This is a genomic window from Pseudomonas sp. GM30, from assembly GCF_000282275.2.
Classification (GTDB): domain Bacteria; phylum Pseudomonadota; class Gammaproteobacteria; order Pseudomonadales; family Pseudomonadaceae; genus Aquipseudomonas.
On record NZ_AKJP02000026.1, the window covers coordinates 432,649 to 445,708 of the forward strand.

Sequence of the window (13,060 nt, forward strand, 5' to 3'; positions counted from 1 at the left end):
TACAGGATACGGCTGGCGACTGACGCGCCGCTCGCGTACAAATTGCGCTTATCGATCACCCGGCTTTAAGGCTGACAATGCGACTGGCTTTCCCGACCTTGCTGTTCACTGCCGTGGCCCTGCTGTTGGGCGCCGCTGGTGTGGACGCTGCCCCGCAACACGCGTTGACCGTCTATGGCGAACCTGCCAAATACCCGGCCGGTTTCAGCCACTTCGACTACACCAATCCGCAGGCGCCCAAGGGTGGCACCCTGCGCCGTTCGGCGATAGAGATCGGGCATTTCGATCACATCCTGCCTTATATAGACAAAGGTATCGGCGTCACCCAGATCGACGGCATGCTCTATTCGCCGCTGGCCCAGCGTTCGATGGACGAGCCTTACACCGTCTACGGCCTGGTGGCACAAAAGATGGAGCGCTCGGAAGATGGCCTGTCGCTGCGCTTCTTCATCGATCCCAAGGCACGCTTCGCTGACGGCAAGCCGATCACTGCCGAAGACGTGCGCTACACCTATGACCTGCTGATGACCCAGGGCAGCCTGCGCTATCGCACGCAGTTCGCCGACGTCAAAGGCGTGGAAGTGGAAGCGCCGCTGACCGTGCGCTTCGACTTCAAAAGCAACGAGAACCGCACCTTGCCGCTGGACATCGCCACCCTGCCGGTATTCCCCGAGCACTGGTGGAAAACCCGCGACTTCGCTGGCGGCGGTGGCTATGAACCTCCACTGGGCAGCGGCCCGTATCGGGTCGGCAAGGTTGACTCCGGGCGCAGCATCACCTTTGAACGAAACCCCGACTGGTGGGGCAAGGATCTGCCGGTCAGTCGTGGCCTGTACAACTTCGATCACTTCAGCATCGAGTATTTCGGCGACACCGATGTCGCACGCCAGGTGTTGCGCGGCGGTGCCTATGACTACAACCGCGAGTTTTCCGCCACCGGCTATTCGATCGGTTACGACAGCCCTGCGCTGAGTGACGGTCGTTTGCAGAAGGCCCATCTGGCCACCGAGGCTCCGCAATCGGCTCAGGGTTTCGTGTTCAATCTGCAGAAACCGATGTTTCAGGATCGTCGGGTACGCCAGGCGCTGGCGATGCTCTGGGATTTCGAGTGGAGCAACCGGCAGATGATGCGCAACATGTACATCCGCCAGCAAAGCTATTTCTCCAACACCGCACTGGCCGCCCGCGAGCTGCCGGATGCCGCCGAACTGAAAATCCTCGAGCCGTTGCGCGGGCAGGTTCCCGACGAGGTCTTCACTCAGGTCTTCGAGGCGCCGAAAACCGATGGCAGCGGCCTGATCCGCGACAAACAGCTGCAAGCGCTGCAGTTGCTCGAACAGGCCGGCTGGAAACCTGATGGCGATCAACTGGTCAACGCCGAGGGCGAGCCGCTGAGTTTTACCTTTCTGGTCAGCCAGAACGGCATGGATCGCCTGCTGCTGCCTTACAAACGCACGCTGAAACAGATCGGTATCGACCTGAATATCCGTCGCATCGACTCCTCGCAATACGTCAATCGCCTGATGAGCCGCGACTACGACATGATTGTCACCGGCTACCCGGTCAGCACGTCTCCGGGTGGCGAGTTGCTCAACTACTTCGGTTCGATATCGGCTAACGATCCCGGCGCCAATAACTACATGGTGCTGAAAAATCCGGCAGTCGACACATTGATCAACGGCCTGATCCGCGCCTCCACCCAGAGCGACATGCTGCACTACGCCCATGCACTGGATCGGGTGTTGCAATGGAACTACTACTGGATACCCAACTATTACCCGCCGGGTACCTCGACCGTCTGGTGGAACCGTTTCGGCATGCCGGCGATCCAGGCCAGCAATGACGAAGCCATCGAGAGCTGGTGGGAAATCAGCAGCACGCCGTTGACCAACCAGCAGATGACCGCCGAAAAGATCGGGCGTGGCAGACCCGGAGGACCGCACTGATGTGGGCATACATTCTGCGGCGCCTGCTGCTGATCATTCCGACGCTGGTGATCATCCTGCTGGTCAATTTCGTGATCATTCAAGCGGCACCCGGTGGCCCGGTCGAACAGGCCATCGCCCATCTGCAAGGGATCGGCGGTGCGAGTGTCGGCGGCAGTGCCAGCGAGACCATGAGCAACACCTCGCGTGCCAGCCGTGGCCTCGATCCGCAACTGATCAAGGACATCGAAAAGCAATACGGTTTCGACAAGCCGGCGCATGAACGCCTGTGGCTGATGCTCAAGAACTACGCACAGCTGGACTTCGGCAAAAGCTTTTTCCGCGGCGCGACGGTCACCGACCTGATTCTGGAAAAAATGCCGGTGACCATTTCCCTCGGCTTGTGGGCGACGCTGATCACCTATCTGGTGTCGATCCCGCTGGGCATCCGCAAAGCGGTGCATCACGGCAGCCATTTCGACATCTGGAGCAGCACCGCGATCATCATCGGCTACGCGATGCCGGCGTTTCTGTTCGCGATGTTTCTGATCGTGGTGTTTGCCGGTGGCACGTCATTGAACTGGTTTCCGGTGCGTGGACTGGTATCCGACAACTTCGAATCGCTGTCGACCCTGGGCAAGATCGCCGATTATTTCTGGCACTTGGTGTTGCCGGTGACGGCGCTGGTGATCGGCGGTTTCGCCACGCTGACGATCCTCACCAAGAACTCGTTCCTCAATGAAATCACCCGTCAGTATGTGGTCACCGCCCGCGCCAAAGGCCTGAGCGAACGCCGCGTGCTTTACGGCCACGTATTCCGCAACGCGATGCTGCTGGTGGTCTCGGGGATTCCGCAGGCGTTCATCAGTGTGTTCTTTGCCGGCTCGCTGCTGATCGAAGTGATCTTTTCCCTCGACGGTCTCGGCCGCATGAGCTACGAAGCGGCGGTTTCCCGGGACTATCCGGTGGTGTTCGGCTCGCTGTTCATCTTCACCCTGTTCGGCCTCTTGATAAAACTGATCGGCGACCTGTGCTACACCCTGGTCGATCCGCGTATCGACTTCGCCGCGAGGAATGCCTGATGTTCAAGCTCTCGCCTCTGGGCCGTCGCCGTTTTGCCCGATTCAAGAAAAACCGCCGTGGCTGGTGGTCGCTATGGCTGTTCATCGGACTGTTCGTGGTAACCCTGGGCGGTGAACTGATCGCCAACGACAAGCCGCTGGTGGTCAGCTATCAGAACCAACTCTACTTCCCGGTCTTCAAGCGCTACACCGAGCAGGAGTTTGGCGGGCAACTGCCGTTCCAGGCCGATTACCGCAGTGACTATGTGCAGAACCTGATCCGCAAGGACGACGGCTGGCTGCTGTTCCCGCCGATCCCGTTCAGCGATGACACGCCCAATTACGACCTCAATCAACCTGCACCGAGTCCACCCTCGAAGGTCAACTGGCTCGGTACCGACGATCAGGCGCGTGATGTGTTGGCGCGGGTGATTTTCGGCGCCCGGGTATCAATCCTGTTTGCCCTGATGCTGACCGCCGTCAGCGCGCTGATCGGCATTGCTGCCGGCGCCCTGCAAGGCTATTACGGCGGTTGGGTCGATCTGCTCGGGCAGCGCCTGCTGGAGGTCTGGAGCGGATTGCCGGTGCTGTACCTGCTGATCATCCTGTCCGGTTTCGTCGAGCCGAATTTCTGGTGGCTGCTGGGGATCATGGCGCTGTTTTCATGGCTGGCGCTGGTGGATGTGGTGCGCGCCGAATTCCTGCGCGGGCGTAATCTGGAATACGTCAAAGCGGCGCGCGCGTTGGGTCTGAGCGACCGCAAGGTGATTGTCCGCCACATCCTGCCGAATGCGATGAACGCGACGCTGAGTTACCTGCCGTTCATTCTGACCGGGGCGATTTCCACCCTCACCGCTCTCGACTTCCTCGGTTTCGGCATGCCCGCCGGCAGTGCCTCGCTGGGCGAGCTGATCGGCCAGGGCAAACAGAATCTGCAAGCGCCGTGGCTCGGGCTGACCGCATTTTTCACCCTTGCGCTGATTCTTTCTTTACTGGTGTTCATCGGCGAAGCGTTGCGTGACGCATTCGACCCTCGATCCTGAAGTGTGACCATGACTGATAACCTGATCGAAATCCGTGACCTGAACGTCGCCTTCCATGGCCAGCCGGCGGTGCGCAACCTGTGCCTGGACATCCGCCCCGGCGAGTGCCTGGCGCTGGTCGGCGAGTCGGGCTCGGGCAAATCGGTGACCGCGCATTCGATCCTGCAACTGCTCCCCGAAGGCGATGCGCAAACCAGCGGCAGCATTCGCTATCGCGGCCAGGAATTGCTCGGCGCCGACCCGAAGATCTTGCGTGAACTGCGTGGCAACCGCATCGCGATGATCTTCCAGGAGCCGATGACCTCGCTCAACCCGCTGCACACCATCGAAAAGCAGATCGGCGAGACGCTGCTGGTGCATCGGGGTCTGGGCGGTAAAGCGGCGCAACTGCGCATTCTTGAACTGCTGGAACTGGTGGGTATTCAGAAGCCCAAAGAGCGTCTCAAGGCCTATCCGCATCAGCTGTCCGGCGGCCAGCGGCAACGGGTGATGATCGCCATGGCCCTGGCTTGCGAGCCGGAACTGCTGATCGCTGACGAGCCGACCACGGCGTTGGATGTGACGGTGCAGCGCAAGATCCTGCTACTCCTCAAATCCTTGCAACAACGCTTGGGCATGTCGCTGCTGCTGATCAGCCACGACCTCAATCTGGTGCGCAGCATTGCGCAACGGGTGTGCGTGATGAAGGCTGGCGAAATCGTCGAGCAGGCGCCGTGCGAAACTCTGTTTACCGAACCGAAGCACCCTTACAGCTGCGTGCTGCTGAATGCCGAACCGGAGGGCGAAGCCCTGCCCCGGGACGAGCGCGAGAACGTGCTGGAGGTGGATGATCTGCGCGTCGAGTTCATCGTCGGCGGCGGTCTGTTCCAGCGCAAACAATACTTGCGTGCGGTGGACGGCATCAGCCTGAATATCCAGCGCGGCAAAACCCTGGGCATTGTCGGCGAGTCCGGTTCGGGCAAGTCGACCTTGGGCCAGGCGATTCTGCGGTTGCTCGACTCCGAGGGCAGTATCCGTTTTCAGGGCACCGCCCTCGACGGCCTCGATCAGAAGCAATTGCGACCGTGGCGTCGGCAGATGCAGGTGGTGTTTCAGGACCCGTTCGGCAGCCTCAGTCCACGGATGTCCGTGGCACAGATCATCAGCGAAGGGCTGGAGGTGCACTGTCAGTCCAGCGCTGATGAGTGCGATGCACAGGTGATCCGTGTGCTCAAGGAAGTTGGTCTGGACCCGGAAAGTCGTCATCGCTACCCGCACGAATTTTCCGGTGGTCAGCGCCAGCGCATCGCCATCGCCCGCGCGCTGGTGCTGAAACCGGCGTTGATCCTGCTCGACGAGCCGACCTCGGCCCTCGACCGTACAGTGCAGAAACAAGTGGTCGCCCTGCTCCGCGACCTTCAGGAAAAACATGGCCTGACCTACCTGTTCATCAGCCACGACCTGGCGGTGGTTCGGGCGCTGGCACATGACATGATCGTGATCAAGGATGGAAAGGTGGTCGAGCGCGGTGCCAGCCATGAGGTGTTCGACTCGCCGCAGCATCCTTACACCAAAGAGCTGTTGGCGGCGGCGCATCCGGGGTAGGCATAATCGGCGCTTGCCTTGATACCGAGTCGCATCTATCGCGAGCAGGCTCACTCCTACAGTGGAACGCATTCCAAATGTAGGAGTGAGCCTGCTCGCGATGGCGTCGCCACAGCCGAAACACATTCAGGATCTGTCAGATGAACACCTCCGAAAGCCTCAAGGACTACCAACGCGTGCGCACGCTGGCGATCCGCTCGCTGTTCGAGATCATCGAGCAGTCCAGCGAAGGCACGGTGATTGTCGATCGTGATGCGAACATCGTCTGGATGAACGAGCGCTATGCCCGGCGTTTTGGGCTGGAGTCGGCGAAAAAAGCCATCGGCAAACCCTGCGAAAGCGTGATCCCCGGCAGCTTGTTGCGTGAAGTGGTGCGCACCGGCCGGCCAATCCTGCTGGACATGCAGGACACACCGAAAGAGCCGCTGGTGGTGATGCGCCTGCCAATCCACGACGACGCCGGGGCGGTGATTGGCGCCATCGGGTTTGCCCTGTTCGATGAATTGCGCAGCCTGTCGCCGATGCTCAAGCGCTACCTGAGCATGCAGGAAGAACTGGCCTCGACCCGCTCCCTGTTAAGAGCGCGGCAGACCAAATACAACTTCGCCCATTTCATCGGCACCAGCAGCGCCAGCCTCGAGGTCAAGCGCCGCGCCCGCCGCAGCGCCAGCGCCGAATCCCCGGTGTTGCTGCTCGGCGAAACCGGCACCGGCAAGGAGTTGCTGGCCCAGGCGATTCACAGCGCCTCGCCCCGCGCGCACAAGGCGTTCGTCAGCATCAACAGCGCGGCCATTCCCGAAGCGCTGCTGGAAGCCGAATTCTTCGGCACCGCGCCTGGTGCGTTTACCGGCGCCGACCGCAAGGGTCGCACCGGCAAGTTACAGATCGCTCAGGGCGGCACGCTGTTTCTCGATGAGATCGGCGACATGCCGTTGCCGCTGCAGAGCAAACTGCTGCGGGTGCTGCAGGAAAAGGAGTTCGAGCCGGTTGGCTCCAACGACGTGATCCAGAGCGATGTGCGAGTGATCGCGGCGACGTCGACCGATCTGCAAGCCGCGATCAAGCGCGGCGAGTTCCGCGCCGACCTGTATTACCGCCTCAACGTGCTGCCGATCCAGGTCCCGCCACTGCGCGAGCGCCTCGACGATCTGCCAGCGCTCAGCGAGGCGATCCTTGAAGAGCTGCGCAGTCAGCATGAGCTGAGTCGCGCAGCGCTGGAATTGCTCGGACAACATGCGTGGCCGGGCAACATCCGTGAGTTGCGCAACGTGCTGGAACGCGCGGCGCTGCTCAGCGATGACCTGATCCTCACCGAAGAGGATATTCGCGCGGCCATCGGCACCTTTACCCCGGTTGAGCGCCCGTCGGTGTCGACGCGAGAGCCGTTGGCGGATGAGACTTTCGCCGAGGCACGGCAGCGGTTTGAGCGGCAGTTGATCCAGTCCGCCCTCGCGCAATGTGCGGGCAAAGTGCCGGAGGCGGCGGCTCGGTTGGGGTTGGGGCGGTCGACGTTGTACAAGAAGATGGTGGCCTTGGGGATCGCCGAGTCTCAATAAAGAGATTTAGTCTCGCTAGCGAGACATTAACTTCAAGATCCAGAGATCGCAGCCTTCGGCGGCTCCTACAGGGTAGATACGGACATTCCATGTAGGAGCTGCCGAAGGCTGCGATCTTTTGATCTTGAAAAAGTCTCACTATCGAGACAACCCTTCAAACAGCTCAACGCAAAAAATCAACAAAACCTATATATTTCAACGTGTTACAAAGCTGGCACACATCTCGCTATAGCTCCCTCCTACCTGGCAACACCCACAAAAATAACAATCCCTGGAGACACTCCATGAGTGTGATCATCGCTTTGGCAGCCCTCGCGCTGCTGATGCTTGCCGCCTACCGTGGCTACAGCGTCATCCTCTTCGCCCCGATTGCCGCCCTCGGCGCCGTTTTGCTTACTGACCCCTCCGCCGTCGCTCCAGCCTTTACCGGGGTGTTCATGGAGAAAATGGTCGGTTTCATCAAACTGTATTTCCCGGTATTCCTGCTCGGTGCCGTGTTCGGCAAGTTGATCGAATTGTCGGGGTTCTCCCGTTCGATCGTGGCCGCAGCGATTCGCCTGCTCGGCACTCGCCAGGCAATGCTGGTGATCGTGCTGGTCTGCGCCCTGCTCACCTACGGCGGCGTGTCGTTGTTCGTGGTGGTGTTTGCGGTGTATCCGTTTGCCGCGGAAATGTTCCGCCAGAGCAATATCCCCAAGCGCCTGATCCCGGCAACCATCGCCCTCGGCGCATTCTCGTTCACCATGGACGCCCTGCCCGGCACGCCGCAGATTCAGAACATCATCCCCAGCACCTTCTTCAACACCACCGCATGGGCCGCGCCGTGGCTGGGGGTGATCGGCACGATTTTCGTGTTCTGCGCCGGCATGCTGTTCCTGCAGCGCCAACGCAACAAGGCCCAGCGCGCCGGCGAAGGTTATGGCACCGAGCTGCGCAACGAGCCGGAAACCGCCGAAGATCTGCAGCTGCCAAACCCATGGATCGCCCTGTCGCCACTGCTGGCAGTAGGCATCATGAACCTGCTGTTCACCCAGTGGATTCCGCAGTGGTACGGCAAAACCCACAGCCTGGCGCTGCCGGGGATGGCCACGCCGGTGACCACGGAAATCGCCAAGCTCACGGCGATCTGGGCGGTGCAGGCGGCGTTGCTGATCGGCATCCTGATGGTGCTGGTGTTCGGCTTCAAGGCGATCCGCAGCAAACTCGCCGAAGGCAGCAAAAGCGCGGTCAGCGGTGCATTGCTGGCAGCGATGAACACCGCCTCGGAATACGGCTTCGGCGCGGTGATTGCCTCGCTTCCGGGTTTCCTGGTGCTGGCCGACTGGCTCAAGCAAATCCCCAATCCATTGGTCAACGAAGCGATTACCGTGACCCTGCTGGCGGGTATCACCGGTTCGGCGTCGGGCGGCATGAGCATCGCGCTGGCGGCGATGTCCGAGCAGTTCATCGCGGCGGCCCACGCGGCGAACATTCCACTGGAAGTGCTGCACCGCGTGGCGGCGATGGCCAGCGGCGGCATGGACACCCTGCCGCACAACGGCGCGGTGATCACCCTGCTGGCGGTCACTGGCCTGACCCACCGCGAAGCCTATAAAGACATTTTCTGTATTACGCTGATCAAGACCCTGGCGGTCTTCGTAGTGATCGGCACTTTCTACGCCACTGGCATTGTGTGAGGTATTCATGACGACTCTTTCGGGCAAGACCGCACTGGTTACCGGTTCCACCAGCGGCATCGGTCTGGGCATCGCCCTGAGCCTGGCCAAGGCCGGCGCCAACCTGATTCTCAACGGTTTCGGTGATGCGTCGAGCGTGATCGCCGAAGTCGGCCAGTTCGGCGGCAAGGTCGGTCATCATCCGGCGGACGTCAGCGACCCGGCGCAGATTGCCGACATGATCGCTTACGCCGAACGCGAATTCGGCGCCGTCGACATTCTGGTCAACAACGCCGGGATTCAGCATGTGGCCGCCGTTGAAGAATTTCCGGTGGAACGCTGGGATTCGATCATCGCGATCAACCTGTCGTCGGTGTTTCACAGCACCCGGCTGAGCCTGCCGGGCATGCGCGCCAAGGGCTGGGGACGAATCGTCAACATTGCCTCGGTGCACGGTCAGGTGGGTTCGACTGGCAAGGCTGCGTATGTTGCGGCCAAGCATGGGGTGATCGGCTTGACCAAAGTGGTTGGCCTGGAAACAGCCACCAGCAACGTCACTTGCAACGCGATTTGCCCGGGCTGGGTGCTGACGCCGCTGGTACAGAAGCAGATCGACGATCGTGCGGCCAAAGGCGTCGATCCGCAGCAGGCGCAGCATGATTTGCTGGCGGAGAAGCAGCCGTCGCTGGAGTTCGTTACGCCGCAGCATCTGGGGGAATTGGTGTTGTTCCTGTGCAGTGAGGCTGGCAGCCAGGTGCGGGGGGCGGCGTGGAATATTGATGGGGGCTGGTTGGCGCAATAAACGACGCGAAACCGCTGTGGCGAGGGAGCTTGCTCCCGCTGGGTGGCGAAGGCGCCCCCGGCAATTTACGACTGCTGCGCAGCCGACCGGGAGCAAGCTCCCTCGCCACAGAATTAAGTCCTACACCCTGGCCTGCGTGCTTGCACAACACAACAAGAGGCAAACCAATGTCCGACATCCTCTGGCAACCCGATGCCGAGCGTATCGCCCGATCGCGCATGGATCAGTTCCGCCGCGATATCAATCAGCGTCATGGCCTGGCGCTGAGCAGCTACACCGACCTGCACCGTTGGAGCGTGGATCAGCGTGCAGCGTTCTGGCAGGCGATCGTCGACTTCTTCGACATCCGCTTTCACACCCAGCCCGACGCCGTCCTGCGTGAAGGTGCGCAGATGCCCAGTGCCGAATGGTTTCCCGGTGCGACCCTGAATTTTGCCGAACACCTGCTGCGCCGCCGCGACGATGCAGTCGCAGTGATCGCCGTGGCGGAAAACGGTCAGCGCGAACAGCTGACCTGGGCCGAACTGGCCGAGCACGTCGCCGGTTTTCAGGCCAGCCTTGTGGCCTGCGGAATCGGCCTCGGTGATCGGGTGGCCGCGTGCATGCCCAACACCTGGCAGACCTTGGTGGCGATGCTCGCGACCACCAGCCTCGGGGCGATCTGGTCGTGCTCGTCGCCGGACTTCGGCACCCACGGCGTGATCGACCGTTTCGGACAGATCGAACCCAAAGTGTTGATCACCTGCGCCGGCTACCGTTACGCCGGCAAAGACATCGACCAGACCGCCAAGATCAACGAAATCCTCGCGCAACTGCCATCGCTGCAGCAGTTGATCATCGTGCCCTATGCCCGCGCGCAAGCCCGCGTCGAGGATTACCAAACCCACGCCAACGTGACGTTGTGGGACGATTTCTACCAACCCGGCGGCGAACCGCGTTTTGTCCCGGTGCCGTTCAATCACCCGTTGTACGTGTTGTATTCCAGTGGCACTACCGGCGTGCCGAAATGCATCGTGCACAGCACCGGCGGCGTGCTGCTGCAGCATGCCAAGGAGCATGGGCTGCACGTCGACCTCGGCCCCGGTGACCGGTTGTTCTACTATACCACTTGCGGCTGGATGATGTGGAACTGGCTGGTCTCGGCCCTCGCGGTCGGCAGCGCGGTGGTGCTGTATGACGGCTCGCCGTTTCATCCCGGCCATGAACGACTGCTGGATCTGATCGACGACGAGCGCATCAGCGTGTTCGGCACCAGCCCGAAGTTTCTCGCAACGCTGGAAAGCAGCGGTTTGAAGCCTGCGCAAAGCCATGATATGAGTAGCCTGAAGACCTTGCTCTGCACCGGCTCCGCGCTGTCGCCGCAGAGTTATGACTTCGTCTACCGCGACTTCAAGCCCGATGTGTGCCTGGCGTCGATGTCCGGCGGCACCGATGTGGTCTCGTGCTTCGTCAATGGCAACCCTCTGTCCGCGGTGCGCCGCGGCGAAATCATGGGCAAGAGCCTGGGCATGGCGGTTGAAGTGTGGAACGACGCCGGCGTTGCCGTGATCGGCGAAAAAGGCGAGCTGGTCTGCACCCGACACTTCCCGGCGATGCCCGTCGGTCTGTGGCACGACCCTGACGGCGCAAAACTGCGCAAATCCTATTTCAGCCTGTTCCCCGGTATCTGGGCCCAGGGCGATTACGCCGAGCAATTGCCCCACGGCGGGATGCTGATCCACGGCCGCTCCGACGCGGTACTCAACCCCGGCGGCGTGCGCATCGGTACGGCGGAAATCTATCGTCAGGTCGAGAAAGTCCCGCAGGTGCTGGACAGCGTGGCGATCGGGCAGCAATGGCAGGACGATGTGCGCGTGGTGCTGTTTGTCCGTCTGCAGGATGGCGTGACGCTGGATGACGCCCTGCAACAGCAGATCCGCCAAGTGATCCGCGCCAACACCACACCGCGCCATGTGCCGGCGAAGATCGTCGCGGTGACCGATATTCCGCGCACCATCAGCGGCAAGGTGGTGGAACTCGCGGTGCGCAATGTGGTGCATGGCGAACCGGTGAAAAATACCGATGCGTTGGCTAATCCTGAAGCGCTGGAGCAGTTTCGCAATCGCCCGGAGCTGTCGGATTAACGTTGATCCCTTGTAGGAGCCAGCCTGCTGGCGATAGCGAAGTGTCATCCATACAAATATCAACTGATACGCCGCCATCGCCAGCAGGCTGGCTCCTACAGGGGACCGGTGTTCAGTCCATCAGGCCCCACTCGCCGGATGATGAAGGCGCGGGCGCCGGGCCCGTCTCGGCGTGCAGTTTCAAACGCAGGCGCAGATTATTTTGCGAATCGGCATGTTTGAGCGCTTCGTCTTCACTGATCACGCCCTCAACCACCAGCCCGTACAGCGCCGCGTCGAAGGTCTGCATGCCGACCTCACCGGACTTCTCCATGATGCCCTTGAGTTCGCCCAACTCGTTGCGGCGGATCAGGTCGGCGATGGTCGGCGTGCCGAGCATCACTTCGACCGCCGCCCGGCGCTGGCCGTCAACAGTGCGCACCAACCGTTGCGAAACAAAGGCCTTGAGATTGTTGCCCAGCGCATGCAACAGCTGCGAGCGACGCTCTTCGGGGAACAGATTGACGATACGGTCCAGCGCCTGATTGGCGTTGTGCGCATGCAGCGTCGACAGCACCAGATGCCCGGTGTCGGCGAACGTCAGCGCATGCTCCATGGTTTCGCGGTCGCGGATTTCGCCGATCAGCACCACATCCGGGGCCTGGCGCAGGGTATTTTTCAACGCCGCATGGAAACTGCGGGTATCGACGCCGACTTCGCGTTGATTGATGATCGAGCGCTGGTGTCGATGGATATACTCCACCGGGTCTTCGATGGTGATGATGTGCCCGCTGCTGTGGCGATTGCGGTGATCGATCAGCGCGGCCAGCGAGGTGGATTTACCGGAGTCGGTGGCGCCAACGAACAGGATCAGCCCCTGTTTGAGCATCACCGTTTCAAGTAAAACCGGCGGCAGTTTCAGGTCTTCGAAGCGCGGGATATCGAGTTTGACGTTGCGGATCACGATTGACACATCATTGCGTTGCTTGAAGATGTTCACCCGAAAACGCCCGATGCCCGTACGGGAAATCGCCAGGTTCATTTCCAGATCCCGATCGAACTCGCGCCGCTGCTCGGCGTCCATCAAGGAGTTGGCGATGGCCTCGACCTCACCGGGCTTGAACGGCCGCTCGCTGAACGGCGTCAGCACGCCATCGATGCGCGCACTGGGTGGCGCTCCCGTGGACAGGAACAGGTCAGAGCCGTGCTGGCTCGACAGACGGAGCAACAGTGCATCGATTTCCATGGCAAAAAGCACCCGCGAAGCATTCAATTAACAGAAATGACCCAGTGTCGTGACGTAACGGGTCATACAGCGTCTACCGCAAGTGC

The 13,060-nt window shown here is 61.0% G+C and carries 9 protein-coding genes; 8 read left to right on the top strand and 1 reads right to left on the bottom strand.

Annotated features, from left to right (window positions below; genetic code table 11):
- Nucleotides 1–77: 77 nt before the first annotated feature.
- From PMI25_RS17755 to PMI25_RS17790, 8 genes are all read left to right on the top strand, one after another.
- Complete coding sequence (locus tag PMI25_RS17755) at nucleotides 78–1,946, top strand: extracellular solute-binding protein (RefSeq protein ID WP_007965096.1); 1,869 nt, start codon at nucleotides 78–80, stop codon at nucleotides 1,944–1,946.
- Nucleotides 1,946–3,007, top strand: coding sequence for a microcin C ABC transporter permease YejB (locus PMI25_RS17760; protein WP_007965097.1), 1,062 nt, complete (start codon nucleotides 1,946–1,948; stop codon nucleotides 3,005–3,007). The genes PMI25_RS17755 and PMI25_RS17760 overlap by 1 nt, the downstream gene beginning before the upstream one ends.
- On the top strand, nucleotides 3,007–4,029 hold the full coding sequence (locus tag PMI25_RS17765; protein WP_007965100.1) for an ABC transporter permease: 1,023 nt from the start codon (nucleotides 3,007–3,009) through the stop codon (nucleotides 4,027–4,029). The genes PMI25_RS17760 and PMI25_RS17765 overlap by 1 nt, the downstream gene beginning before the upstream one ends.
- A gap of 9 nt (nucleotides 4,030–4,038) precedes the next feature.
- Nucleotides 4,039–5,613, top strand: coding sequence for an ABC transporter ATP-binding protein (locus tag PMI25_RS17770; protein ID WP_007965101.1), 1,575 nt, complete (start codon nucleotides 4,039–4,041; stop codon nucleotides 5,611–5,613).
- Between the two features lie 140 nt (nucleotides 5,614–5,753).
- Nucleotides 5,754–7,169 (top strand): sigma-54 interaction domain-containing protein, encoded by a 1,416-nt coding sequence (locus tag PMI25_RS17775; protein WP_007965103.1) that lies wholly within the window; start codon nucleotides 5,754–5,756, stop codon nucleotides 7,167–7,169.
- Nucleotides 7,170–7,453: 284 nt separating this feature from the next.
- Nucleotides 7,454–8,845, top strand: coding sequence for a GntP family permease (locus PMI25_RS17780; protein ID WP_007965105.1), 1,392 nt, complete (start codon nucleotides 7,454–7,456; stop codon nucleotides 8,843–8,845).
- A gap of 7 nt (nucleotides 8,846–8,852) precedes the next feature.
- Nucleotides 8,853–9,626 carry a 3-hydroxybutyrate dehydrogenase gene (gene hbdH / locus PMI25_RS17785; RefSeq protein ID WP_007965106.1) on the top strand — a complete coding sequence of 258 codons (774 nt, stop codon included), beginning with the start codon at nucleotides 8,853–8,855 and terminating at the stop codon, nucleotides 9,624–9,626.
- 167 nt (nucleotides 9,627–9,793) lie between these two features.
- A complete protein-coding gene (locus tag PMI25_RS17790) occupies nucleotides 9,794–11,749 on the top strand; it encodes an acetoacetate--CoA ligase (RefSeq protein WP_007965107.1) in 1,956 nt (651 codons plus the stop codon).
- A gap of 112 nt (nucleotides 11,750–11,861) precedes the next feature.
- Here PMI25_RS17790 and PMI25_RS17795 read toward each other — a convergent pair whose 3' ends face one another.
- Entirely contained in the window at nucleotides 11,862–12,974 is a 1,113-nt protein-coding gene (locus tag PMI25_RS17795; RefSeq protein WP_007965108.1) for a PilT/PilU family type 4a pilus ATPase, read from the bottom strand.
- Nucleotides 12,975–13,060 lie beyond the last annotated feature (86 nt).

What these genes read in the sequence shown, in the direction of transcription:
- hbdH (WP_007965106.1), top strand. Translation starts at nt 8,853, where the DNA reads ATGACGACTCTTTCGGGCAAGACCGCACTGGTTACCGGTTCCACCAGC.
- PMI25_RS17775 (WP_007965103.1), top strand. Translation starts at nt 5,754, where the DNA reads ATGAACACCTCCGAAAGCCTCAAGGACTACCAACGCGTGCGCACGCTG.
- PMI25_RS17760 (WP_007965097.1), top strand. Translation starts at nt 1,946, where the DNA reads ATGTGGGCATACATTCTGCGGCGCCTGCTGCTGATCATTCCGACGCTG.
- PMI25_RS17755 (WP_007965096.1), top strand. Translation starts at nt 78, where the DNA reads ATGCGACTGGCTTTCCCGACCTTGCTGTTCACTGCCGTGGCCCTGCTG.
- PMI25_RS17790 (WP_007965107.1), top strand. Translation starts at nt 9,794, where the DNA reads ATGTCCGACATCCTCTGGCAACCCGATGCCGAGCGTATCGCCCGATCG.
- PMI25_RS17765 (WP_007965100.1), top strand. Translation starts at nt 3,007, where the DNA reads ATGTTCAAGCTCTCGCCTCTGGGCCGTCGCCGTTTTGCCCGATTCAAG.
- PMI25_RS17770 (WP_007965101.1), top strand. Translation starts at nt 4,039, where the DNA reads ATGACTGATAACCTGATCGAAATCCGTGACCTGAACGTCGCCTTCCAT.
- PMI25_RS17795 (WP_007965108.1), bottom strand. Translation starts at nt 12,974, where the DNA reads ATGGAAATCGATGCACTGTTGCTCCGTCTGTCGAGCCAGCACGGCTCT.
- PMI25_RS17780 (WP_007965105.1), top strand. Translation starts at nt 7,454, where the DNA reads ATGAGTGTGATCATCGCTTTGGCAGCCCTCGCGCTGCTGATGCTTGCC.